This window comes from Tepidiphilus sp. HLB4 (genome assembly GCF_054823945.1).
Map to the genome: position 1 here is coordinate 19,194 of NZ_JSYB01000014.1, position 24,124 is coordinate 43,317.

Genomic DNA, 24,124 nt, shown 5'->3' on the forward strand with positions numbered 1-24,124 from the left:
GAAATCCATCGAGCAGAGAGTCCGACCATGCGGATCAACCAACCCGTGACGCAGCAAGAATACCCCGTGCGCGACGACGTGGTGATCGTCTCCCACACCGACAAGGAAGGCGTCATAAAATATGTGAATGACGACTTTTGCGAATACGCCGGGATGACGCGCGAAGAGCTCATCGGCCAGCCGCACAACGTCATCCGCCACCCCGACACGCCGCCCGAAGTGTTCCGCGACCTGTGGGAAACCATCCAAAGCGGTCATCCCTGGCAGGGCGTGGTCAAGAATCGGCGCAAAAACGGCGATCACTACTGGGTCAAGGCCACCGTGGCGCCGCTACCCGACGGCTCGGGCTACATGAGCATCCGGCTCAAGGCCTCGCCGGAAGAGATCGCCGCCGCCCAGGCGCTCTACGCCCGCCTGAACGCCGATCCCTCCCTGCGGCTCGAACGCGGACAGCTGCGCCCCCCGGCGCCGGTGCGCCTGCTGCGCCGCATCACCCTCAAGGCCCGCTTCTGGACCACGGTGGTCGTGGCGATGCTGCTCTTCACCGGCATGGGATATACCGCCGTGCAAACCCTGCAAAGCGAGATCGGCACGATGGGATCCATCTACCAGGATCGGGTGCTGCCGCTTGCCGACCTCGCCACGGTGAAGCACCTCATCGAGCGCAAGGGATCGATGCTCTACCGCGCGTTTGGCGAGGCAGCCACCCAGTACGGCAGCGGCGAGTATTACCGCGAAGAGTGGCAGGAGATGGACCGGGCAGCGGCCGAGATCGACCGGCGCATCGCCTCCTACCTCAAAAAAACCGACGATGCGGAAGAACGGGCGCTCTTCGAGAAATTCGAACGAAATCGAAGCGCCTACCATGAACTGCTGATGACGGCGCGCACCGCCCTGGAGCAGGCGCCCGATCGCGACACCGCTCTGGCAATCGCCGGAGGATTCCTGACCGCGATGGAAGATCGCGGCCGGGTGGTCCATGCCACACTCGACGAGCTCATCGCCTTCCAGCGCGCCCGTACCGATGCCGGCTTGCAGCGTGCCGCCAGCGAGGCCCGCGGTACCGAATACGCCCTGCTGGGGCTGGGCGTGGCCGGTTTCGTGCTGCTCGCCGTGCTGGCCGCCTGGGCAGGGCGGCGCATCGAGCGCGGCATGGCCAACATGCTCTCCATGGCGCGCTCCATCGCCCGGCTCGACCTGCGCACCGACGTGGACGACCCGCAGCGCGACGAGATCGGAGATCTGCTCGACGCGCTCAAGATCATGCGGGCGCGGTTCTACGAAGTGGTGATCACCCTGAGCCAGGTCGGACACAAGCTCAAGGACGCAGTGCAAGACGAGACCCAGCGTGCGCTGCAGACCTCCGATGCGGCGAGCAAGCAGGCCGAGGCGGCGCAGCGCATGGCGAGCAGCATCGAGGAGCTTTCCGCCACCATGGACGAAGTCGCCGCCAGCTCCGAACGCTCGGCGCAGCAGGTGGCCGAGGGCGTCGAGCGCAATCGCGCCGCCGCCGCCCGGGTGCGCGCGAGCGCCGAGAAGACCGAGCGGCTCGCCGACGAACTGAGCGCCTTCGCCGGCGAGGTACAGTCGCTCACCGAAGCGATGCAGTCGGTACGCTCGGTGGTCGAAGTCATCCGCGACATCGCCGAGCAGACGAACCTGCTGGCGCTCAACGCCGCGATCGAGGCGGCGCGCGCCGGCGAACAGGGACGCGGCTTCGCCGTGGTGGCCGACGAGATACGGAAACTGGCCGAACGCACGGCAAAATCCACGGTCGAGATCGGCGAGATGATCGGCCAGGTCGAACAAAAAGTGGAAGCGACGGTGACCCACATGGCCGAGGGCCAGCGCACCGTGGGCGAGACGGTGGAATCGGCCCGCGAAGCCGCGCAGGAAATCGCCCTCGTCGAACAGAGCATGGATCAGATCGGAACGCAGGCACTCGCGATCCGCGACAGCGTCCAGGAACAGGCCGCCGTGACGCGGCACGAAGCCGAGGAAGTGGGCCGCATCGCCGAGATGGCGGAATCCCTCGCGCGCCTGGCGCAGCAAGGGCGAGAACTCGCGCGAGAGCTCGATGCGATGACCCAGGCGATGGCCCAGATGCTGCGCCAGTTCCGCACCTGAGGTCAGTGCGAACGAGCGACTACGGCGCGGCGAGGCGCAGCCAGGAGTTCAAGCGCTTCCGCTGCTGCGCCGTGGGGCGCGGCGCAAGGGCGAGCTCCACCCGCTCCAGCGCGGGGGGCGCGAGTTCGAGCACCGCCTCATAGAGCCGCCCCTCGCGAAAAGCGTGCACCGGCACCCGCGCCCCCGCGCCGCGGCGACGCAAGACACTCTCCCACTGGGCCGGCGTGGCCTTGAGCCTGTCGATCGCCACGAGCTCGTCGCGCGGCGCGATGCCGGCACCCTCGGCCGGGCTCGCGCGGCGCACCGCTGCCACCCGCATCGAATCGCGCTCGAAGCGCAATCCCGTATCGGGCAAGGCGGCCGCGATCTCGCGCCACTGCACGCCGAAGCGGCGCAGCAACGCCGCCAGAGGCGGATCCTCGGTGCCCTGAACCATTCTTTCCAGCCAACGCGCGAGCCGCGATCCGGCCATTTCGTGGAGCACGGCAAACGGCGCCTCTTCCCCCATGCCCTCCCCGCTGCGGCCGTAGCGTTCCCATAGCGCGCGCAGCAGCGCATCGAGCGAAGCGCCGCGTTCGCGCAGCTGCAGATCGAGCGCCAAGGCGAGCAACGCCCCTTTGGCGTAGTAGCTCACGGTGGCGTTGGCGCTGTTCTCGTCCGGGCGGTAGAACTTGATCCAGGCATCGAACGAGGCTTCCGCCAGGCTCTGGCGCAGCCTCCCCGGAGTCGTCAGCACCTGGGTAGCCGTCTTTGCCAGCAGACCCAGGTAACGGTCCGCATCGATCACCCCGGCGCGCACCAGCAGTAGATCGTCGTAGTACGACGTCCAGCCCTCGAAGAGCCACAGCAGGCGCGTGTAGTTTTCGGCGAAGAGATCGTAGGGGGTAAAGGCAGCGGGCTTCAAGCGCTTCACCACCCAGGCGTGGAAATACTCATGGCTGAAGAGCCCCAGCAAGCGCACGTACTCGTCCGAGGGTGCGCCCATGCCCGGCCAGGGCAGATCGCGCCGCGCCGCAAGGAGCGCCGCGCTCTCACCGTGCTCCAGGCCCCCATAGCCCTCGTCGGTGAGCGTCAACAGGAAGAGATAGCGCGCGAAGGGGACTTCGCCGAAGAGTTCCTGGGCCGAGGTGCAGATCGCCGTCAGGTCGGCCGCCAGGCGCACCCAGTCGAAAGGCTCGGCGTGCCCGATGAGCGCCACCGTGTGCGGCACGCCCCCGGCGCGGAATTCGACGAATTCGAGCGGCCCCATCAAGACGGGAGCATCGATGAGCGCATCGTAGTCGGGCGCACGATAATCCCCGAAGCTCCAGAAGGCCGTTCCCTCGGCGGGCTCGAGCGCGGTGGCCACTTTCCATCCGGCACAGCGGGGATCGGACGGCGGAAGGAGTCGAACCCGATGTTCCTCGCCGCTTCGCCCCTCGAGGCGCAGAAAGAGGCTCGTGCCGTTGAAAAACCCCCTGCCCGTGTCGAGCCAGGCTTCGCGCACCGACGCGTCGAAGGCCCACACGCGGTAGCGGCAGCGCAGCGCGCAAGCCCCGCGCGGCGGTACGATCCTCCACGAGCACTTGTCGATTTTGGTCGCGGCGAGGGGCCGCGGCGACCCATCGGCCAGCACCGCCTCGGCCTCGAACTCGAGCAGGTGACGGGCAAACTCGCGGATCAGATAGGAGCCCGGGATCCAGGTTGGCAGACGCAGCACAAGCGCCTCCTCTCCGGCCAGAGGGGCTTCCATCTCGACCAGGAATTCGTGGGCCGCGGGATCGTCGCAGCGGACGGTGTATTCTATCGACATTGAACTTCTCCTCGTTCCGGCAGCGAAGGCTCGGCGATGAGCCTATAATGCCTCAAAATCCCCCGTGCGCCCCCATGACCGAATCCCTCGCCCTCGTCCTGTGCCCTTCACCGACCGAACGGGCCACGTTGCTCGCCGTGCTCGCATCCTTGGGCTACGAAACGCTGACGGCGGAGACGCCCGAAGGAGCCATCGCCCTCTTCGAACGGCGCCATCCGGACCTTGTGGCGATCGTCGACGGCGAGGAACTGCCCTGTCTCCTGGAGGAACTGCGGCGCCGGCGCCGCCACGAGGTCGAATTCTTCGTGATGACGCATGCGGACGAGGACGCCGTGCGCGCCCTGAAAGCGGGCGCGAGCGAGGTCACGACCGGCCCGCTGCACCCGGCCTTGCTGCGCCACCGGCTGCAGCGTCTGCACGCCGAACGCCTGCTGCAGCGCCATTTCCACGGCCTGCGGCAACTGTGCGCCACCGCTTCGCGCATCGCCGGCATCCTCGGCTGGGGCTGGCGCCCCGACGAGGACCGCTTCCAATGGCCCGACGGCGCCGAGACCTGGTGGCACGGCGAACCGCCGCGGCAGCGCTCGGAGCTGCTCGCGCGTGTGCACGATGAAGACCGATTCCGCGTCGAGACGGCTTTCGAGCATCTTCGGCTGATTCGCCGCCAGACCGAAGTCGAATTCCGCCTCAAGGAAGAGGCGGTGCGTTTCGTGCGGCTGGTGGCCGAGCCCTGCGCCGAAGACGAAGATCTGATCCTGGGCGTACTCGTGGATGTAACCCAGGCAAGGCGTTTCGAGGCCGCTCTGGCGCATCTATCGCATTACGACGAACTCACCGGCATTCCCAACCGCAAGCATTTCCTGCGCGCGGCGCGCGAAATACTGCCCTATGCAACCCTCGATCGGCCCCAGCTCCTCCTCTACCTCGACGTCGCAGGACTGGCGGGCATCAACGACGCCTACGGCGACCGGGCCGGGGACACCGTGCTGCGCACCCTCGCCCAGCGTCTCGCCCACTGGAGCACACGCTACGGCGGCATCGCCTGCCGCGTGGGAGGGGACGAGTTCGCCGCCCTCATCATCCCGGGTTCCGAGAGCCATGAGACGGAAGCGCTGGAGGAACTCCTGGAAACGCTCGAGCAGCCATTGCCCCTCCTGGGCCGAGATGATCGAAGCGAGGAACTACGGCCCCGCGTGACGATCGGCGGCGTCTGGATTCCGGCCGCCGGCAACGAGCTCGAAGCGCTCATCCGGCTTGCCCAGCGACAGCAACGCCACGCCCTCGCCTCAGGGCGCCGTTTCTCCCTCACGGCGGAGCCTTCAGCGGACGATGCGCCGACGGTGCAGCTCGAAGCAGCGCTGCATCAAGCGTTGGCGCGGCAGGAATTCTTCCTCCTCTACCAGCCCCAGCTCGAGCTCGAGACGCGCCGGATCGTCGGCGCCGAAGCCCTGCTGCGCTGGCGCCATCCCCAGCGCGGCGTGCTGCCCCCCATCCAGTTCATCCCGCTACTGGAAGAAACGGGGCTGATCCTGGAAGCAGGCCGCTGGATCATCGAGGAAGCGGCAACCCAGCTCGGCGCATGGAACGACGCGGGGATTCCCCTTCGCCTCGCGGTCAATCTCTCTGCGCGCCAGATTCTGGACGACGGGCTGGTCGATCACATCGCGGAATGCCTGCGCCGCCACCGCTTGCCCCCGCCGCAGCTCGAATTCGAGATCACCGAAACGCTCGCCATCCGCGACCCCGAACGGGCCCGCGCCATGATCGCTGCCATCCGCTCGCTGGGCTGCCCCGTGGCGCTCGACGACTTCGGTGTAGGCTACGCCTCGCTCGAATACCTGCTGCAGTTTCCCTTCGACGCGATCAAGCTCGACATGTCCTTCGTCCATCGCCTGGTAGAGACGCCGGTCGATCGCGCCATCGTGCGCGGCGTCGTCACCATGGCCGACGCCTTGGGAAAGCGCGTCATCGCCGAAGGCGTAGAGACGGCGCGGCAGGCCGATTACCTGCACGCGATGGGCGTCGACGAAATCCAGGGCTGGCACGTGGGCAAGCCGATGGCACCGGCCGCGCTCGCCGAGCGGCTGCGCGAAGACGGCCACGGCCCTCAGTGACGCAGGCGCTCGAGCGCTGCCTCGATGCGATCGACCCCGATCACCTCCAACCCCGGAATGGGCTGCCTGGGGACGTTGGCGCGCGGGACGATCGCCTGGGTGAATCCCAGCTTGGCCGCCTCGCGCAAGCGCTCCTGCCCGCGCGGTGCCGGCCGGATCTCGCCGGCAAGCCCCACTTCCCCGAAAACCGCCAGACGCAGCGGCAGCGCCCGGTTCTTGAGCGAAGAGACGATGGCCAGCGCCATCGCCAGATCGGAAGCCGGCTCGGTGATGCGCACCCCGCCCACCGCATTGACGAACACGTCCTGGTCGAAACACGACACCCCGGCGTGGCGGTGCAGCACGGCGAGCAGCATCGCCAGGCGGTTGGGCTCGAGCCCCACCGTCAGGCGCCGCGGCGAGGGGCTTGCCGAACCGTCGACGAGCGCCTGAATCTCCACGAGCAGCGGCCTCGTGCCTTCGAGGGTGACGAGGATGGCGCTGCCGGGCACGTCGGCGCGGTGCTCGGAGAGAAAGATCGCCGACGGGTTGCTCACCGCCTTGAGCCCCCGGTCGGTCATGGCGAACACGCCCAGTTCGTTGGCCGCGCCGAAGCGGTTCTTCACCGCCCGCACCAGACGAAAGCTCGAATGCGCGTCCCCCTCGAAATAGAGCACGGTATCGACGATGTGTTCGAGCACGCGCGGCCCGGCCAGGCTCCCTTCCTTGGTCACGTGCCCCACGAGCAGCACCGCCGTGCCGCTTCCCTTGGCGTAGCGCGTGAGCTGGGCCGCGCATTCGCGCACCTGCGCCACCGACCCCGGCGCGGAGGTGAGCGCCTCGGTGTACATCGTCTGGATGGAGTCGATCACCATCACGCGCGGCGCGAGCCCCTGCGCCGCGGCGAGCACCCGCTCGAGCTGGATCTCGGGCAGCAGCGGCAGGGGCAAGCCCGCCAGTCCCAGGCGCTCGGCGCGCAGCGCCACCTGCTCGGCCGACTCCTCCCCCGTGACGTAGAGCACGGGACCGGCCCCGGCGGATTCCAGCCGAGCGAGCGCCTGCAGCAGCAAGGTGGATTTGCCGATGCCCGGATCCCCGCCCAGCAGCACCACGGCGCCGGGGACGATGCCTCCGCCCAGCACCCGGTCGAACTCCTCGATGCCCGTGGCCTGACGCTGGAGGGGGCGGCGCTCGATGCGATCGAGCGTGACCAGGCCCGAGCCCGCGTCGACCGCGAGCGCCGCAGGACGTTGGATGGCCCGATGCAAGGTCGGCCCCGAGTCATCCGCCTCGCGCGTTTCCTCCAGTGTGTTCCACTCCTGGCACTGGCTGCACCGTCCCTGCCAGCGTGGGAAACGCGCGCCGCACTCGCGGCAGACGAAGACGGTGCGTGCCTTGGCCATCAGCGCCCGAAGAAGAATTCAGCCGAAGGCAGCTGCTGTTCCATGGCCCGGATGCGCTCCTGCAAAAAATCGACGAACGTCATGATCAGCCGTGAACGGAAACGATCCTTGGGCGCGATGAGCTCGAAAGGCGTATATTGCGGCGGATCGAGCGGCGCAGCCGCCAGCTGCCCCGTGCGCAACTCTTCGAGCAGCGCCGCGCGCGACGCGATGGCCACGCCGATGCCGGCCGCGGCGAGGTGTTTCACCCCCTGCAAAGTTCCCATCTCGGCGGCGATGGTCAGCGATTCGGGCTCGATGCCGGCCGCCTCGAAGAAGGCTTCGGCGATCTCGCGGATGCCGTTTCCCGGATCGCGTTGGATGAAAGGATAGGCCGCGAGCTCCTTGGCGCGCACGGGCTTGCCCTTGCGTTGCGCCAAGGGATGGCCGGGCGCAAAGATCGCCCACAGCTCGTCCCGGCCGATCTGCTTCTGATCGAGTCCCGGCTCGTCGGGCGCGATCTCGATGATGCCCAGGTCGAGCTCGCGCTCGAGCACCCGCTGCTGGGTGAGCTGCGAAGTCCCCACCACCAGCCGCGGGATCACCCGCGGATGGGCCCGCTTGAACTCCTCGATCACGCGCGGCATCCAGTACGTCGCCAGCGTGGTCGAAGCCCCGATGGAGAGCAGCCCCGCGAGCTCGCTGGTGAGCTCGGCCACCCGCGTCTCGAGTTCCTCGTCGAGCGAGAGCATCTTTTCCGCGTAGGCGAAGACGATCTCTCCGGCCGGGGTGAGTTTGAGCTTGCCGTGGCCGCGCTCCAGCAGGCGCGTGTTGAAGTGCTCCTCTAGCTGCTTGATCTGGAAAGTGACGGCGGGCTGGGTCATGAAGAGCCGCTCCGCCGCCTTGGTGAAGGATCCCGCCTTGACGACGGTGTAGAAGACCTGTAGCCGACGATCAGCCATCGAAAATCACCTCTTCGAACGATGAGTGGGGGAAGGGCGCGGCGTGGCGCGCGGACGCGGGGCTTTGCCGTTTGCGGCAGGAACGCTTGCCTTCGCCGGCGGCGTCAGCCCGAAGGTCTGCACCACCGCCTCCGGCGGCAGCTCCATCCACATGCCGCGCCGGAGCCGCGGCGGCAGCGCCACGGGGCCGTAGCGCACGCGGATGAGCCGGCTCACGGTGAGCCCCAGCGCCTCGAACATGCGCCGCACCTCGCGGTTGCGCCCCTCCTTGATCGTGACGCGGTACCAGTGATTCGCCCCTTCGCCTCCCGCATCGACGAGGGACTCGAAACGCGCCGGGCCGTCTTCCAGGGTGATGCCACCGGTGAGCTCCTCGATCTGCTGCGGCGTGAGCTCGCCGATGAGGCGCACGGCGTATTCCCGCTCCAGCTCGTAGCGCGGGTGCATCAGGCGGTTGGCAAGCTCCCCGTCGTCGGTGAAAATCAGCAGCCCAGAGGTGTTGAAGTCGAGCCGTCCCACCGCGATCCAGCGCCCTTTGCGCAGTGCCGGCAAGCGATCGAACACCGAGGGGCGTCCTTGCGGGTCTTCGCGCGAGACGATTTCCCCTTCGGGCTTGTGATAGAGCAGCACGCGCGGCACGCCGTGCCCCGGCCGCCAGGCGAGGAGCTTCCCGTCGACCTTGATCCGGTCCCCCGGCCCTACCCGGTCGCCGAGCTGCGCTGGCCGATCGTTGATCGCCACCCGCCCCTGCACGATCCACTCCTCGATGGTGCGGCGCGAGGCAAGTCCCATGCGCGCGAGTACCTTCTGCACCCGCTCGCGGGCCGCTTCGGTCGCAGCAGCCGATGCCGGCGCATCCTTGCGCGCACGGGTACGACGTGGCGCCCCGCGGGGCGTTTCAACTTCCTTGGTTTTCATCTTCATCCTTGTCGTGCGCTTCCTGCAGGGGTTCGAGCATCGCTTCGAGCTCGGCGAGCGGAGGCAGTTCCCTGACGTGGCGTAAGCCCAAATCGTCGAGAAAGCGTTGCGTGGTGGCATAGAGCGCGGGGCGTCCGGGGCCGTCGCGATGCCCCACGATTTCGATCCAGCCCCGTCCCTCCAGTGTGCGCAGCACCTGCGTCGAGACCGTCACGCCGCGGATCGCTTCGATGTCGCCGCGCGTGACCGGCTGACGGTAGGCGATGACGGCCAGCGTCTCCCACACCGCCCGGCTGTAGGCGGGCGCGCGTTGGGTCCGCAGCCGGTCGAGCCAGGGCTGGATCTCGGCCCGCGTGCGAAAACGCCAGCCTCCCGCCGTGCACACCAGCTCCACCGCTTTCCCGCTCCACTCCTGCTGCAATTCGGCGAGCACGGAGGCGAGGATGTCCGCCCCCGGATCGGGCTCGAAGAGCCGGCGCAGCGCGTCCAGCGTCAGGGGCTCGTCGCTTGCCAGCAGCGCCGCCTCCACGATGCGCTTGGTCGAAAATTGCCCGCTCGTCATGACCCGGCCGCCAAAGGTTCGGTGTGCGGCTCGGCTTCGACCGGACGCACCCACAGCGTGCCGAACGGCTCGCGCTGCTCCAGGTGCAAGGCGCTTTCCTTGCACAGTTCCAGCACTGCCACGAAGGTGACGGCCACGCCCAATCGCCCCTGCTCCGGTTCGATCAGGGAGGCGAAGGCGAGCGCCCCGGCGGCGTGGCGCAGCCGGCGCAGCACCCGGCTCATGGCTTCGCGCACCGAAACGGCCTCGGCGGCGACTTCGTGCCGGCGCTCGAGCCGCAGGCGCTGCAGGATGCCCGTCCACGCCTCGAGGAGCCGATCCAGGCTCGCCTCCGGCTGGGGCCGCTGCGGCGTGTGCCCCCACTCGATCGGCCCGGCCCAGAGAAAATCCCGTCCCGCCCGCGGATGCTCGCCCAAGACGCGCGCCGCGCGTTTGATGCGCTCGTATTCCAGCAGGCGGCGCATGAGCTCGGCCCGCGGATCGCTTTCCCCCTCTTCCGGCAGCACCGAAGGGGCGCGCGGCAGCAGCGAGCGCGATTTGATCTCCAGCAGCATGGCCGCCATCAGCAGATAGTCCGCCGCCAGATCGAGGTCGAAGCGGCGCATCGCCTCCACATAGGCGAGATACTGCTCGGTGAGCCGCGCCACCGGGATGTCGCGCACGTCGAGCCGGTTCTTCTGGATGAGATACCACAAGAGGTCGAGCGGCCCCTCGAAGGTTTCGAGGAAGACGCGCAGCGCCTCCGGCGGAATGAAGAGATCCTCCGGCACGGCGGTGAGCGGCTCGCCATAGACGCGCGCGATCGGCGCCTCAGTGGCCAGCATTCCATCTCCGCTCACGTGTACTCCAGGCCCATCGCTTCGCGCACGTCGCGCATGGTCGCCTGGGCGAGCTTGCGCGCCTGCTCGCAACCGTCGGCGACCACGTTGCGCACGAGACTGGGGTTCTCCACGTAGGGCTGCGCCCGCTCGCGCATCGCCTCCTGTTCCTTGAGGATGGCTTCGAGCACGGGCTGCTTGCATTCCAGGCAACCGATCTTGGCGCTGCGGCAGCCCTCCTGCACCCACTGGTGGACCTCTGCATCGGTGTAGATCTTGTGGAACTGCCATACTGGGCAGCGTTCCGGATCGCCGGGGTCGGTGCGGCGTACCCGGGCCGGATCGGTCTGCATGGTGCGCACCTTGCGCGTGATCGATTCGGGGTCTTCGCGCAGGTAGATGGTGTTGCCGTAGCTCTTCGACATCTTCTGACCGTCGAGACCGGGCATGCGGGAGGCCTCGGTGAGCAGCACCTGGGGCTCCACCAGAATGTGCTTGCTATAGCCTTCGAGATAGCCGTAGAGCCGCTCCCGGTCGCCCAGCGACAGGCTCTGGGCTTCGTCGATGAGGGCGCGGGCCTGCGCCAGCGCCTCGTCGTCGCCCTCCTGCTGGAAACGGGTGCGCAATTCGAGGTAGAGCCGGGCGCGCTTGCTGCCGAGCTTCTTCACCGCCTCTTTGGCGTTTTCCTCGAAATTGGGCTCGCGGCCGTAGAAATGGTTGAAGCGGCGCGCCACCTCGCGCGTGAATTCCACGTGCGGGATCTGGTCCTCGCCCACCGGCACGAGGTTGGCGCGGTAGATGAGGATGTCGGCCGCCTGCAGCAGCGGGTAGCCGAGAAAGCCGTAGGTGGTGAGGTCCTTGTGCGAAAGTTTTTCGAGCTGGTCCTTGTAGGTCGGCACCCGTTCGAGCCACCCCAGCGGCGTGATCATGGACAGCAGCAGATGCAGCTCGGCGTGCTCGAGCACCCGCGACTGGATGAAGAGCGTGGCCTGGTTCGGGTCGATGCCCGCCGCCAGCCAGTCGATGAGCATCTCCCAGGTGGCCTGCGAGATCACCTCGGGCTTGTCGTAGGTGGTGGTGAGCGCGTGCCAGTCGGCCACGAAGAAGAGGCAGGGATATTCGTATTGCAGACGGGCCCAGTTCTTCAGCACGCCGTGGTAATGCCCCAGATGCAGGCGCCCGGTGGGACGCATTCCCGAAAGTACCCTTTCAGCATACATGGTTCTTCGCCTTTTCCGGTTCGAGGAGCTAAAAGCCGATCGTCGCGAGGATGGTGCTGCGCACCGCGACGAACATCGGCCACAGGATCGAGGAAGCCGCGCCGCTCAGCATGGCCACGAGCAAGATGGCGATGCCGTAGGGTTCCACCTGCGACAGGGCCCAGGCCGGACGCGGCGGCAGCAGGCTCACCAGCATGCGGCCGCCGTCGAGCGGCGGCAGCGGCAGCAGGTTCAGCACCATGAGCGCGACGTTGACCGAAATGCCGGCGTCGGCCATGCGCGCGAGCGGCACCGCCCAGAAAGGCGGCAGAAAAGTGAGCGCGAGCTTGAACAAGAGCGCCCAGCCGAGCGCCATCGCCAGGTTGATGCCTGGCCCGGCGCCTGCCACCCAGAACATGTCGCGCTTGGGATGGCGCAGGCGCGAGGGGTCGATCGGCACCGGCTTCGCCCAGCCGAAGAGCAGCGCCCCGGCGCCGGTGAGTAGCGACAGCAGGAGGATGCCGGCCGGCACGAGGAGGGTACCCACGGGGTCGACATGGCGCAGGGGGTTGAGCGAGATGCGCCCGGCACGCTCGGCGGTGGGATCGCCGAAGGCGCGTGCGACGTAGCCGTGCGCCGCCTCGTGCAAGGTGATGGCCAGCAGTGCCGGCAGGGCCCACACGGCGAGATCGGCAAGGAAGGCGTTCATTCGACGAGAAACGGCGTGGGGTCGCCCGCCCCGACACGCACGATGCGCGGCGTCTCGCCCGTGAGATCGACCACGGTGGTGAGCTCGCGGCAGGTCTCGCCGGTGTCGACGATCACGTCGATGAGCTTGCCGATACGCTCGGACACGGTCTCGGCATCGGGCAGGGGTTCTTCCTCGCCCGGCAGGATGAGGCTCGTGCTCAGCAGCGGTTCGCCCAGCGCTTCCAGAATCGCCTGCACCACGCGGTGCTGCGGCACGCGAAGCCCAATGGTGCGCCGCTTGGGATGCAGGATGCGTCGGGGCAGATCGTGCGTGCCTTCGAGGATGAAGACGTAGGGGCCGGGGGTGTTGGCCTTCAGCAGGCGAAAGACGCGGTTATCCACGCGGGCGTAGTTGCCCAACTCGGAGAGGTCGCGGCACAGCAGCGTGAAAGGCTGTGACTCGTCCATGTCGCGGATGCGGCGGATGCGGCGGATCGCCTCGACGTCACCGAGATGGCAGGTGAGGGCGTAGCTCGAATCGGTGGGCATGGCCACGACCGCGCCTTCCCGCAATTGGCGGGCGACGAGGTCGACGAGACGTTTTTGCGGATCGACCGGATGAATGGAGAGGATTTGCGCCATAATCAAACATTATAGCGCGCATTCGAGCAGCTGCCACACCGGCGTGAGGTCGGGCGGCAAGGGATGCGCTGCCCCCAGGTCGACCGGCGATTCGGCCGGGGCATGGAAGTCGGAGCCTATCGAGGCGGCAAAGCCCCAGTGACGCGCAACGTGCGCCCAGCGGCGCATGTCGTCGGGCCCGTGGGAACCAGAGCTCACTTCGACGGCCGCGCCCCCCGCCTCATCGAAGCGCCGCAGCAGCTCTTCGAACTGCGCCGCCGAGAGACGATAGCGCGCCGGATGCGCCAGCACCGCCACGCCGCCTGCGCCGCGAATCCAGGAAATCGCCTCTTCGAGCACGGCCCACTCGTGCGCGACGTAGCCGGGTTTGCCCTTGGCGAGATAGTATTGGAACACCTCCGAGACCGAGCGCATCAAGCCGAGCGAGACGATATGGCGGGCGAAATGCGCGCGGCTCACCAGGGCTGGATTCTTCGCCAAGCGCATGGCGCCTTCCCAGGCCCCGTGGATGCCGTGGCGCTCGAGCTCCTCGGCGATACGCCGGGCCCGCGCGTCGCGCCCCGAGCGCACCCGCTGCAAGCCTTCGCTCAGGGCGGCATCATCGGGGTCGACGCCCAGGCCGACCACATGGATCGTCTCGTCGGCGAACGACACCGAGATCTCCACCCCCGGCACGAACGAGATCCCCCACGCGCGCGCCTCTGCCTCGGCCGCAGCGCAGCCGGCGGTCTCGTCGTGATCGGTGAGGGAAAGCAGCGCCACGCCGTTCGCGGCAGCGTGACGCACCACCTCGGCCGGGTCGAGCACCCCGTCCGAGACGAGCGAATGGCAATGCAGATCGACTTTCATCACGCCCTGCCCTTCGCCCGGAGCCTTTCGTTCAGTGAACGGAAACGAGCTCGATCTCGAAAGTGAGGTCGCGCCCGGCAAGTGGATGGTTCGCGTCGATGGTGATCGAATCCTCGGTCACCTCCACGACGACGATGGGGATCTGCCGACCGTCGCGCGACTGCATCACCAGCTGCTGCCCCACTTCCGGTTCGAGATCCGGCGGCAGCTGCTCGCGCGGCACCTGCAGCACCGCCTCGGCCACGCGCTCGCCGTAGGCCTCGGCCGAGGGAATGGTAACGGTCTTCGTCTGCCCCACGGCCATGCCTTCCACGGCCTGTTCGAAGCCGGGAATCACCTGCCCTGCGCCGACGGTGAATTCGAGCGGGTCGCGCCCGGCGGAGCTGTCGAACACCGAGCCGTCGTCGAGCTTGCCGGTGTAATGGACCTGGACGGTATCGCCCGCTTTTGCTGCCTGATTCATGATCTTTCCTTTCCGCTGTCGAAATGGTACACGTCGGCACAGACCGGCGCGCCCGTCACCTTACCCGGTTTCTCCCGCTTTGGCTAGACGTCCACGGAAAAATTCCCTTGCCCGTTTCGGCGCTTGATGCTAATTTGGCGCCCCTGCCGTCTGCCACGGAGCCTGCGATGAATCCCACGCCCCACGACCGATTCTACCTGCCCTCGCACCAATGGCTGCGCCGCGAAGACGGCGGCGCTTTCACGCTGGGCATCACCGATCACGCCCAGCGCGAGCTCGGCGACATCGTCTATGTACAACTGCCCGAGCCCGGTCAACACCTGGAAGCCGGCGACGTGCTCGCGGTGGTCGAATCGGTCAAGGTCGCCTCCGAGATCCTCTGCCCCTTTCCCGCCACCGTGGTCGCGGTGAATGAAGAAGCCCGCGAGCGGCCCGAGCGGCTCAACGAAGCCCCCTACGAAGTCTGGCTCGTGCAACTGCTGCCCGACGACGGCGCCTCCATGCCGGCGCTGCTGGATGCGCGCTCCTACGACGAACTCCTCTGCGCCTGAAGCATGCCTGCCCCTTCCTCTGCCCCCTCGAGGCTGCTCTTCGTTCTGACGGCGCTCGTGCTCCTGGCGATGCTCGGCTGGTACTGGCGCGAGAGCCGTCCCGTGGAACTTCCCTCCTCGCCGCTCGCCGACCCGCGCATGCAGTGCGTCTCCTACGCCCCTTACTACCGCGACGGCTACACCCCGTTCAAGGAAGACCTGCGTCTCACCCGGGAAGAGATCGCCACCGATCTGCGCGCCCTCGCCGCCGTGACGCGCTGCGTGCGCACCTACTCGGTCGACCAGGGGCTGGATCAGGTTCCCGAAGTGGCGCGCGAACTCGGGCTCACCGTGCTCCTCGGGGCCTGGATCGGGCGCGACGACGAGAAGAACCGCCGCGAGCTCGAGCGCGCACTGGACGTAGCCAACGCCAACACCGACGTCGTCACGATGCTCATCGTCGGCAACGAGGTGCTGCTGCGCCGCGAGCAAAGCCCGGAGGCGATGGGGCGATGGCTGGAAGAAGCCCATGCGCGCAGCCGCGTACCGGTGACCTACGCCGACGTCTGGGAATTCTGGTTGCGTCATCGCGCTGCGCTCGAACCGCACGTCGACCGCGCCACCATCCACATCCTTCCTTACTGGGAAGACCGGCCGCAGCCGATCGAAGCGGCGATCGATCATCTCGTGCGCATCAGGATGCTCGCCCGCACCCTGCTCACCAAGCCGGTGGTGATCGGCGAGACCGGCTGGCCCAGCGCCGGGCGCCAGCGCGAAGGGGCGATTCCTTCGCGCGTCAACCAGGCGCGCTACGTGCGCGAGTTCCTGGCACTGGCGGAGCGCCGCGGCTGGCAGTACAACTTCATCGAAGCGGTCGACCAGCCCTGGAAGCGCTGGCTCGAAGGCACCGTGGGCGGTCACTGGGGCATGCTCGACACGTCGCTCGCGCCCAAATTCCCCCTCACCGGGCCGATCGCCGAGCGTGAATCCTTCTGGCCGGTGCTCGCCTGGGCGGGCATGGGTGCCGCGCTGCTGCTCCTCCTGGCCGCGCCAAGGGCTGTGAGCGGACGCGAGCACGCATGGCATGCGCTCGCGGGCGCCGTGCTGGGGCTCATCGCGATGTGGCAGTGGGAACACGCCCTGCTCGCCTACCGCGACGCCGTGGAATGGGCGGTACTGGGGGCGATCGGGATCGCCTCGATCCTCGTCGCCGCGCGGCTTGCCGTGGCGCCGCGTCTTCCCTCCAAAACCACCGCGTCCAAGTCCGTCGCGCTCGCGCTGCGGCTCGTGCTTTTTGGCGCCGCCGTGGCCTCGGTCTGGCTCGTGGTCGACGGCCGCTACCGCGACTTCCCCACCGCGCTCTACCTGCCGCTCGCGCTCTTTGCCTGGCGCCGCGCCTGGCCCGTCTCCGCCGAAGAGCGCCTCTGGGCCTGGATCCTCTTCGCCTTCGGCCTCTACCGCTGGCTGGAAGAACCGGGCAACGGCCAGGCGCTGCTGTGGGGCCTCACAGCGATGACGTTTGCGCGCGCCATCCACGCGGCGCATCGAACCACAGCCGCGGCAAGACCCATAGCGCCGCGATGACCCCCGGCGTGGCGGCATAGAAGACCGTGGCCGCCACGCCGAGCCACAGCGCCGCCACCGCCCAGCGCCGCGACCCATAGACCTGGGCGAGCGCCGCGCACAGCACCGCCACCCAGCCGATGCGCTCCTCGAGAAAAGCCTGAACCAGCAGGAACTTGGCCGCGCAGGCAAAGCCCCCGCCGGGCACCCACGTCCCGCCGCAGGCCGCCGGTGCGAGCTGCGCCTCGAGCCAGCCGAAGCGCACCCACAGGCAGGCGAGTCCCAGCAGGATCGCCCCCACGAACCAGCCGCGCGCCAGCGCACGCCATCTGCTCTTCTTCGTCATCCCGTTCGTCTTTCGCATTCGCCAGGAAACAAACATTTTCTCATCGTCTCGGCCAATTCCGCACGGGAAGCCGTAAAATTCGCCGTTATCCTCCCGTACGACGGACCGGTGCAGTGAGCGCAAAACTCCATCTCTTCTGGCGGGGGCTCGTCGCCCTCTTCCTCACCCTGCTCGTGATGTTCGGCACCTTCAAGCTGTGGCAATGGCAGGTGCGCGTCGACACCATGCCCGGCGTCTCGGGCGAGATCGGCGGCTTTGCCTACACCCCCTTCCGTCGCGACCAGTCACCCCTGGAGAAGAAATACCCCACGCCCGAGCAGGTGGCCGAAGACCTCGACATCCTGAGCAACTACACCCACCGCATCCGTACCTACGGCGTCACCGACGTCCCCGCCATCTATCCTCTGGCCGAAGAGAAAGGCTTCAAGGTGGCCATGGGCCTGTGGGTGTCGGCCGACAAGGAACTCTCCGAGCGCGAGATCGCCACTGGGCTCGCTCTCCTCAAGAAACACAAGAACATCGAACGCATCGTGGTGGGCAACGAAGCCCTGCTGCGCAAGGAAATGACGGTCCAGGAAATGGCCGCCCATCTCGACCGCGTGCGCGCCGACATCCGCCGCCAGTTCCGCAAGGGGCAACGTCCGCCGGTCTCCACCGCCGAGCCCTGGCACGTCTGGCTCGCCAACCCCGAGCTGGTCGACCACGTCGACTACCTCATGGTGCACCTGCTGCCCTACCACGAAGGCATCTCCTCGGCCCGCGCGCTCGAATACGCCTTCAGCCGTTACGAAGAGCTGCGGCAGAAGTTCCCCAAAAAACCCATCGTGATTGGCGAGATCGGCTGGCCCACCAGGGGCGAGGTGATGCCCAACCTCATGGGCGGCGACGAATACGCGCGTGCCGCCTCAGAAGACGCCGCCCGCTTCGTGCGCGGCTTCCTTGCCGACCCGCGCTCCGCCTTCCTCGACTACTACATCATGGAAGCGTTCGACCAGCCGTGGAAAGTGGCCGTCGAAGGCTGGGCCGGCGCCTACTGGGGCGTGTTCGACGCCGACCGCCATCTCAAGTACCCCCTCGACGGCCTCATCGTGCGCGACGTGCGCTGGAAAGAAAAGGCGCGCCTGGCGGTGGCGATCGCGGCCGTTCCCATGTTCCTCATCGCCTTTGCCCTCGGCAGTTGGAACGTGCTCGGGCGCCTGTGGCTCATGGGGCTGGTGCAGCTCTCCGCGGCCGTGCTCGTAGTCGGCGTCTATCTGCCCAAGGATTATTACCTCTCGCGCGGCGACCTCGTCGGCCTCGTCTTTCTCATCGTCGCCACCCTCATGACCATCGCCGTGCTGCTGTCACACGGGTTCGAGTTCGGCGAGGTGCTCTTCAAGCGGCAATGGCGCCGGCGCTTCACCCCCCGTGAGCCGCTGCCGCCCGAGCAGCAGCCTTTCGTCTCCATTCACCTCGCCTGCTACAACGAACCGCCCGAGATGGTGATCGCCACCATCGACTCGCTCGCCCGGCTCGATTACGCCAACTACGAGGTGATCGTCGTCGACAACAACACCACTGACGAAGCCCTATGGAAGCCGGTGGAAGCGCACTGCGCCACGCTCGGGCCGCGGTTTCGCTTCTTCCACCTGCCGAAGTGGCCCGGGTTCAAGGCCGGGGCGCTCAATTTCGCCCTCAAGCAGACGGATCCGCGTGCCGAGATCGTCGGCGTGGTCGATGCCGACTACGTCGTCGAACCCGACTGGCTCGCCCGCCTCGTGCCGCACTTCCTCGACAGCCCCCAGGTGGCCGTGGTGCAAGCCCCGCAGGCGCACCGCGACTTCGAGCACAGCTTCTTCCAGCGCATGTGCAACTGGGAGTTCGAAGGGTTCTTCCGCATCGGCATGCACCACCGCAACGAGCGCAACGCCTTGATCCAGCACGGCACGATGACGCTCATCCGCCGCCGGGCACTGGAGGAAGTCGGCGGCTGGTCGGAATGGTGCATCTGCGAGGATACCGAACTCGGCCTGCGCCTGATCGAGCTCGGCTACGAAACCCGCTATGTCGATCACATCTTCGGTCGCGGGCTCACGCCGTCGGACTTCGCCGCCATCAAGTCGCAGCGCTTCCGCTGGGCGTTCGGTGCGATGCAGATCCTCAAGGCCCACCTGCCCAAGCTCCTGGGGCTACAGCCCTCGAAGCTGAACTTCGCCCAGCGCTACCACTTCCTCACCGGCTGGTTCGCCTGGTTTGGCGACGCGCTGCACCTCGTCTTCGCGCTCGCCTCCATCTACTGGACGCTGGGCATGATCCACTTTCCCAAGACCTTTGCCCTGCCGGTGGCCTCGCTCGCCATGCCCGTACTCGGATTCATGGCCTTCAAGACCGCCCTCGGGCCCGTCCTCTATCGCCGCACCATGCACACGCGCTGGATCGACATCCTAGGCGCTTCCATCCTCTCCGTGGGACTCGCGCACACCATCGCGCGCGGCGTCTTCGCCGGGCTCTTCCAGAAGAAAGGCACCTTCGTGCGCACTCCCAAAGGCTGGCGCGCCAAGGGAACCTTCGCCTTCTTCGGTCCCATCCGCGAGGAACTCGGCCTGCTCGCGGCGATCCTAATCGGCGCGGCCGTACTCGTGGCCAAGCGGGGACTGCTCGACCTGGAAGTCAAGCTCTGGCTCTCCATCCTCATGCTGCAAGCGATTCCCTACCTGGCCGCAGTCCTGTGCCAGATCATCGCCTATCTGCCCGACAACGCCCCGCCCGAGGAACAGGCCGCCAAGCCGGCTGTACCGAGTGTTGCGGAAACCCCCGCCGGCGTTTCGGGTACAATGGCCCATTGAACCGTAATTTCGTAGGAGTGTCATGGCTCAGTATGTCATGTCCATGCTTCGGGTGAACAAGGTCGTCCCCCCGAAGCGCCACATCATCAAGGACATCTCCCTTTCCTTCTTCCCCGGGGCCAAGATCGGCCTGCTGGGCCTCAACGGCGCGGGCAAATCCACCGTGCTGCGCATCATGGCCGGCGTCGACAAGGAATACGACGGCGAAGTGCAATGGCAGCCCGGCATCCGCATCGGCTACCTGCCGCAGGAACCCCAGCTCGACCCGGAAAAGACCGTGCGCGAGGAAGTCGAAGAAGGGCTGGGTGAGCTCGTCGAGGCGCGGCGAAAGCTCGAGGAAATCTACGCCGCCTATGCCGAGCCCGACGCCGACTTCGAGAAACTCGCCGAAGAGCAGGCCAAATACGAGGCCATCCTCGCCAGCGCCGGCACCGACCTCGAAAACCAGATGGAGATCGCCGCCGACGCGCTGCGCCTGCCGCCGTGGGACGCCAAGATCGCGAACCTCTCCGGCGGCGAAAAACGGCGCGTGGCGCTGTGCAAGCTCCTGCTCTCCAAGCCCGACATGCTGCTGCTCGACGAACCCACCAACCACCTCGACGCAGAATCGGTCGAGTGGCTCGAGCAGTACCTCGTGCGCTTCCCCGGCACGGTGGTGGCCGTCACGCACGATCGCTACTTCCTCGACAACGCCGCCGAATGGATCCTCGAACTCGACCGCGGCGAGGGCATCCCCTGGAAAGGCAACTACAGTTCGTGGCTGGAACAGAAAGAAAAGCGCCTCGAGCAGGAAGCCAAGGCGGAAGCCGCCCGCCTCAAGGCGATGAAGCAAGAACTCGAATGGGTGCGCCAGAACCCCAAAGGGCGGCAGGCGAAATCCAAGGCGCGTCTGGCGCGCTACGAGGAACTCTCCTCCATCGAATACCAGCGCCGCAACGAGACGCAGGAGATCTTCATCCCACCCGGCGAGCGGCTCGGCGACAAGGTGATCGAATTCCACCACGTGAGCAAAGGCTTCGGGGATCGGCTCCTCATCGACGATCTCTCCTTCTCTGTGCCCAAGGGAGCGATCGTGGGCATCATCGGCCCCAACGGCGCGGGCAAATCCACCCTCTTTCGCATGATCCTTGGCAAGGAACAGCCCGATTCCGGCACCATCGAGATCGGTCCGACGGTGAAGATCGCCGCCGTGGATCAGTCCCGCGAAGGGCTAGACCCCAACAAGACGGTATGGGAGGAAGTCTCCGGGGGGCTCGACATCCTCAAGGTCGGCGCCTTCGAGATGCCCAGCCGCGCCTACCTCGGCCGCTTCAACTTCAAGGGAGCGGACCAGCAAAAGCCCGTAGGCAAGCTCTCGGGCGGCGAGCGCGGGCGGCTGCATCTGGCCAAGACGCTCATCCAGGGCGGCAACGTGCTGCTGCTCGACGAACCCTCCAACGACCTCGACGTGGAAACGCTGCGTGCCCTGGAAGAAGCGCTGCTCGAATTCCCCGGCTGCGCGCTCGTCATCAGCCACGACCGCTGGTTCCTCGACCGCATCTGCACCCACATCCTCGCGGCCGAGGGCGACTCGCAGTGGACCTTCTTCGAAGGCAACTTCCACGAGTACGAAGAGGACAAGAAAAAGCGTCTCGGCGAAGACGCCGCCCGTCCGCGGCGCGTGCGCTACAAACCGATTTCGCGCTGAGTCTTCGTTTTTTACGATCGAAGCCCCTGCCATGACAGGGGCTTTTTCTTGCCTATGTTTTTGGTTTTGGTTAAGATGAATCATGATGATTCAACCATAAGAGAATTTCCCTATGCCCAGCAGAGCCGTTTTCCGCAAGACGCCCAAAGGGGTAGATGAAGTTCAGCACCGTTCGGGAAAATTGACGCCGCGCCAGCGTCGTATTCTCATCATGGTCGACGGCAAGCGGACCGTGGAAGAGCTGCGCGAACTCGCGTCGACCGACGATCTCTCCAACGTCCTCGGTCACCTCGAAGAAGAAGGCTACATCGAGCTCGTCGGCCTCAAAGGCGAAAACGAGGCAATCACCCGCCAAGACAGACTCCCCTCCCTCACCGATTTCCGTCCGCTTCCAGAACCGCGTAACCCCGAAGAACTGGACATGGCGCGTCATTTCATGATCAACACCATCAAGGCCTTTTGCCGCGGCCCAATCATCCATCTCTCGCTCATCGACGAGATTGCCGCAGCCCAATCGCACGAAGAGCTGCGCGCGCTCTATGGACAATGGTTTCGGCTGATCCAGGAAAGCGCGGAAGGAAGAAGAAGGGCGGAACAGCTGCGCGCCGATCTGCTCAAGGTTCTATGATGAACGAGGTTCATCGGCAAAGGGCCTGAAAAAGACCACCTCGATTTTCGTTCCCCGACCGTCGGCCTCGCGAGCGCTCGAGCGCAGCTCCCACCCTTCCCGTTCGCACAGCCGGCGCACCATCACCAGGCCGCGACCACCGCTCGCCCCATCCGCGGTTTGCGGCATGCCGATCCCGTCATCCTCGACGCACAGCCGGTCCGGTTCGATGCGCACCGTGATGCGGTGGCACTGCGCATGCTGGATCGCGTTGCGCACGAGATTGGCGACGATGACGGAGAGCGCCGCCGGGGATCCATGGACGAGAGGATGGGCCAAGACGAGCAGCTCCAAGGTGATCTCCGATCCTTCGGCGAAGAATTCGATGTGCGCCAGCGCCTCACGGGCCACGTCGACGACGTCGAACTCCTCTTTGGTCGCTTCCGGTTCGCGCGCGAGCATCAGCAGCGTCTCGATCGTCTCGGCCATCCGTGCACTCGCATGTTCGATGCGCACCAAGGCACGGCGCGAACGCTCGGACAGCGCCGCATCTTCGGCGAGAAGCTCCGCCGCCTGACGGATCACGGTAAGCGGCGTGCGCAGCTCGTGGCTTGCGTCGGCGGAAAATTCCCGCTCTCGGGCCAGCAGCTCGGACATGCGCCAGCGATACTCGTCGAGCGCTCGCGCCAGCACCAGCACCTCTTCGTCCAGCCCTTCTTCGGCGAGCCGCACCTCGGCGGCGAGATCGTTCGCCTCGCCCAGGCGCCCGGCGAGCCGGGTGAGCGGCGCGAGCAGCCGGCGTGAAAAGTAGAAACCGAACCACAGCGCGACATAGCCGGAAAAAGCCGCGCCGCCGAGCACGATGAACACGCTCACCCATTCGCGCCGTTCGATGCTGGAGATGTCCTCGAGCACGGCGTAACGCCGCCCGTCGCCGAGGCTCGCCAGCCCGACGATCCAGGCCCGGTGCCCCAGTTCGAATTCATGGATTCCGTCGGCGCGGGAAAAAATGCGATCCGGCACGCCCTCGAGTTCGAACGAGGACAAAACATAGACCTTGGGATGGCGGGGATGCTCGCGCAGGACGTAATGCTCCGGGGTGCTCAAGAGGTGCTGCAACCGCTCCTGCACCGTCGCCTTTACCGCTTCCTCTTCCAGGGTATAGCTCACCCAGAGCATGGCGCCCGACACCAGGGGCCCCAAGGCTACGCCAAGAAAGACGAAGGCGGCGATGAGCCGCAGGCGCAGGCTAGGAGGACGTTTCTGCTTCATCGGGCACGGCCAGCCGGTAGCCCACGTGCGGCACCGTGTGCAGCAAGGGGACGTCGAAGGGACGGTCGATCGCCAGCCGCAGGCGGTGGATGTGGGCGCGCAAGGCGTCACTGTCGGGCGGATCATCCCCCCACAGCAGGGATTCCAGGCGCTCGCGCGGCAGCACGGCGGGTGAGGCACGCATCAGCAGGCGCAGCAATTGATAATCCAAAGGTGCCAGCGCGATCCGGCGCCCCTGTCGCGATACCTGCCGGGTGCGCTCGTCGAGCAGCAGATCTCCCACTTGCAAGCGTTGCTGCTCCAACCCTCCGGCGGCGCGGCGCACTTGCGCACGCAAGCGCGCTTCGAGCTCGCGCAGCGACAGCGGCTTGACGAGGTAATCGTCGGCCCCGGCTTCGAGGCCGAGCACCTTGTCATCGAGCTCACCACGGGCGGTGAGCATGAGGATGGGGGTGGCAAGGCCTTCCTCGCGCAGGCGCCGGCACAGCTCGACGCCGTCGATGCCGGGCAAGCCCAGATCGAGCACGATGGCGTCGAACGCCTTGCTGGCGGCAAAATGCAGGCCGCTGAGGCCATCGCGCGCCAGATCGACGCGGTGTCCTCGCGATTCGAGATAATCTACGATATTACCCGCCAGATCGGGATTGTCTTCGATGAGCAAAACGTCCATGGCGACTCATTATAGGAGAGTTGTCGATCGAGGGCACAGGAGGGCTCCGTTCCCTCGACACCTTCACACCGCGTTGACGTGGCTGCGCCTATCATGGCGCCTCCACGAACGCCTCCCTACGCAGCAT

At 66.8% G+C, this 24,124-nt stretch carries 21 protein-coding genes; 7 read left to right on the forward strand and 14 right to left on the reverse strand.

The annotated features are described in order from the left end of the window. The first annotated feature begins 27 nt into the window (after positions 1 to 27). A complete protein-coding gene (locus tag OA56_RS03555) occupies positions 28 to 2,127 on the forward strand; it encodes a methyl-accepting chemotaxis protein (RefSeq protein WP_461583488.1) in 2,100 nt (699 codons plus the stop codon). 19 nt (positions 2,128 to 2,146) lie between these two features. Here OA56_RS03555 and OA56_RS03560 read toward each other — a convergent pair whose 3' ends face one another. Further along, positions 2,147 to 3,919, reverse strand: coding sequence for a M61 family metallopeptidase (locus tag OA56_RS03560; protein ID WP_461583490.1), 1,773 nt, complete (start codon positions 3,917 to 3,919; stop codon positions 2,147 to 2,149). 74 nt (positions 3,920 to 3,993) lie between these two features. Between OA56_RS03560 and OA56_RS03565 the strand changes: the two genes are divergently transcribed. Then, positions 3,994 to 6,033 (forward strand): putative bifunctional diguanylate cyclase/phosphodiesterase, encoded by a 2,040-nt coding sequence (locus OA56_RS03565; protein WP_461583492.1) that lies wholly within the window; start codon positions 3,994 to 3,996, stop codon positions 6,031 to 6,033. Here the strand turns inward: OA56_RS03565 and radA are convergent. From radA to OA56_RS03615, 10 genes are read right to left on the reverse strand one after another with little or no spacing between them, the layout of a single operon-like run. Continuing rightward, positions 6,027 to 7,415, reverse strand: coding sequence for a DNA repair protein RadA (gene radA, locus OA56_RS03570; protein ID WP_461583494.1), 1,389 nt, complete (start codon positions 7,413 to 7,415; stop codon positions 6,027 to 6,029). The genes OA56_RS03565 and radA overlap by 7 nt on opposite strands. Continuing rightward, positions 7,415 to 8,356: a LysR family transcriptional regulator gene (locus OA56_RS03575; protein WP_141056565.1), complete on the reverse strand. Its 942-nt coding sequence runs from the start codon at positions 8,354 to 8,356 to the stop codon at positions 7,415 to 7,417. Before OA56_RS03575 ends, radA begins: the two co-directional genes overlap by 1 nt. A 6-nt stretch (positions 8,357 to 8,362) precedes the next feature. Next, positions 8,363 to 9,274: a 23S rRNA pseudouridine(2605) synthase RluB gene (gene rluB / locus OA56_RS03580; RefSeq protein ID WP_461583496.1), complete on the reverse strand. Its 912-nt coding sequence runs from the start codon at positions 9,272 to 9,274 to the stop codon at positions 8,363 to 8,365. After that, positions 9,255 to 9,836, reverse strand: a complete 582-nt coding sequence (scpB, locus tag OA56_RS03585; RefSeq protein ID WP_055422772.1) for an SMC-Scp complex subunit ScpB — start codon at positions 9,834 to 9,836, stop codon at positions 9,255 to 9,257. Before scpB ends, rluB begins: the two co-directional genes overlap by 20 nt. Further along, positions 9,833 to 10,660: a segregation and condensation protein A gene (locus OA56_RS03590; RefSeq protein WP_461583499.1), complete on the reverse strand. Its 828-nt coding sequence runs from the start codon at positions 10,658 to 10,660 to the stop codon at positions 9,833 to 9,835. The genes scpB and OA56_RS03590 overlap by 4 nt, the downstream gene beginning before the upstream one ends. An 11-nt stretch (positions 10,661 to 10,671) precedes the next feature. Then, on the reverse strand, positions 10,672 to 11,874 hold the full coding sequence (locus OA56_RS03595; RefSeq protein WP_055422774.1) for a tryptophan--tRNA ligase: 1,203 nt from the start codon (positions 11,872 to 11,874) through the stop codon (positions 10,672 to 10,674). A 28-nt stretch (positions 11,875 to 11,902) separates the two neighbouring features. Then, positions 11,903 to 12,562 (reverse strand): site-2 protease family protein, encoded by a 660-nt coding sequence (locus OA56_RS03600; protein WP_055422775.1) that lies wholly within the window; start codon positions 12,560 to 12,562, stop codon positions 11,903 to 11,905. Next, positions 12,559 to 13,185, reverse strand: a complete 627-nt coding sequence (locus OA56_RS03605) for an L-threonylcarbamoyladenylate synthase (RefSeq protein ID WP_055422776.1) — start codon at positions 13,183 to 13,185, stop codon at positions 12,559 to 12,561. Before OA56_RS03605 ends, OA56_RS03600 begins: the two co-directional genes overlap by 4 nt. Positions 13,186 to 13,194: 9 nt before the next feature. Next, a complete protein-coding gene (locus tag OA56_RS03610; RefSeq protein WP_141056568.1) occupies positions 13,195 to 14,034 on the reverse strand; it encodes a 3',5'-nucleoside bisphosphate phosphatase in 840 nt (279 codons plus the stop codon). Between the two features lie 31 nt (positions 14,035 to 14,065). Then, positions 14,066 to 14,497, reverse strand: a complete 432-nt coding sequence (locus OA56_RS03615) for an FKBP-type peptidyl-prolyl cis-trans isomerase (RefSeq protein WP_055422778.1) — start codon at positions 14,495 to 14,497, stop codon at positions 14,066 to 14,068. Between the two features lie 167 nt (positions 14,498 to 14,664). On the opposite strand from OA56_RS03615, the gene OA56_RS03620 reads away from it, so the two are divergent. Both OA56_RS03620 and OA56_RS03625 read left to right on the forward strand, forming a co-directional pair. Then, positions 14,665 to 15,048, forward strand: a complete 384-nt coding sequence (locus tag OA56_RS03620) for a glycine cleavage system protein H (RefSeq protein WP_141056570.1) — start codon at positions 14,665 to 14,667, stop codon at positions 15,046 to 15,048. Positions 15,049 to 15,051: 3 nt separating this feature from the next. Continuing rightward, positions 15,052 to 16,611 (forward strand): glycoside hydrolase family 17 protein, encoded by a 1,560-nt coding sequence (locus tag OA56_RS03625; RefSeq protein WP_072247889.1) that lies wholly within the window; start codon positions 15,052 to 15,054, stop codon positions 16,609 to 16,611. On the opposite strand, the gene OA56_RS03630 is transcribed toward OA56_RS03625, so the two are convergent. Beyond that, a complete protein-coding gene (locus OA56_RS03630) occupies positions 16,532 to 16,936 on the reverse strand; it encodes a hypothetical protein (RefSeq protein WP_055422780.1) in 405 nt (134 codons plus the stop codon). The genes OA56_RS03625 and OA56_RS03630 overlap by 80 nt on opposite strands. Before the next feature lie 176 nt (positions 16,937 to 17,112). On the opposite strand from OA56_RS03630, the gene OA56_RS03635 reads away from it, so the two are divergent. The 3 genes from OA56_RS03635 to OA56_RS03645 all read left to right on the forward strand — a co-directional run bounded on the left by OA56_RS03635 (position 17,113) and on the right by OA56_RS03645 (position 22,076). Next, complete coding sequence (locus OA56_RS03635; protein ID WP_082438348.1) at positions 17,113 to 19,761, forward strand: glycosyltransferase; 2,649 nt, start codon at positions 17,113 to 17,115, stop codon at positions 19,759 to 19,761. A gap of 22 nt (positions 19,762 to 19,783) precedes the next feature. Beyond that, complete coding sequence (gene ettA / locus OA56_RS03640) at positions 19,784 to 21,448, forward strand: energy-dependent translational throttle protein EttA (protein WP_055422782.1); 1,665 nt, start codon at positions 19,784 to 19,786, stop codon at positions 21,446 to 21,448. Positions 21,449 to 21,560: 112 nt separating this feature from the next. Next, positions 21,561 to 22,076: a hypothetical protein gene (locus OA56_RS03645; protein ID WP_055422783.1), complete on the forward strand. Its 516-nt coding sequence runs from the start codon at positions 21,561 to 21,563 to the stop codon at positions 22,074 to 22,076. Here the strand turns inward: OA56_RS03645 and OA56_RS03650 are convergent. Both OA56_RS03650 and OA56_RS03655 read right to left on the reverse strand, forming a co-directional pair. Continuing rightward, complete coding sequence (locus OA56_RS03650; protein WP_461583505.1) at positions 22,071 to 23,327, reverse strand: sensor histidine kinase; 1,257 nt, start codon at positions 23,325 to 23,327, stop codon at positions 22,071 to 22,073. The genes OA56_RS03645 and OA56_RS03650 overlap by 6 nt on opposite strands. Further along, positions 23,305 to 23,997: a response regulator transcription factor gene (locus OA56_RS03655; RefSeq protein ID WP_055422785.1), complete on the reverse strand. Its 693-nt coding sequence runs from the start codon at positions 23,995 to 23,997 to the stop codon at positions 23,305 to 23,307. Before OA56_RS03655 ends, OA56_RS03650 begins: the two co-directional genes overlap by 23 nt. Positions 23,998 to 24,124 lie beyond the last annotated feature (127 nt).